Source organism: Bacillus sp. SIMBA_005, from assembly GCF_046535585.1.
Lineage (GTDB): Bacteria > Bacillota > Bacilli > Bacillales > Bacillaceae > Bacillus > Bacillus pumilus.
Genome location: NZ_JAWRWI010001144.1, coordinates 1 through 237 on the forward strand (window position 1 = coordinate 1; position 237 = coordinate 237).

General features: G+C 69.2%; 1 protein-coding gene. It reads right to left on the reverse strand.

The genetic code is table 11. The annotated features are described in order from the left end of the window. Window positions 1-237 (reverse strand): NAD(P)H-dependent oxidoreductase (locus tag SB660_RS23695; protein ID WP_410585041.1); only part of this gene is annotated, 237 nt, incomplete at both ends.

A 237-nucleotide genomic window follows, 5' to 3' on the forward strand; every position in this document is an offset into this window, starting at 1 on the left:
GGCCCATCCAGATCGGCGTGGCGACGACGAGGATCTGCGCCTCCATGATCCGCTGGCGCAGCGCGGGCCACTGGTCGCCGTCGCCTTCATCGGCGGTCACGCCGGGGCGCACATCGAAATCGGCAACGCGGGCGGAATCCGTCTCGACGCCGTAGCGGCCCATCGCCTCGAGCAGCTCATCGAGCAGGCGTTGCGTCGACGACGGGGCATCGCCGGATTTGAGGGTGCAGTTGAGGC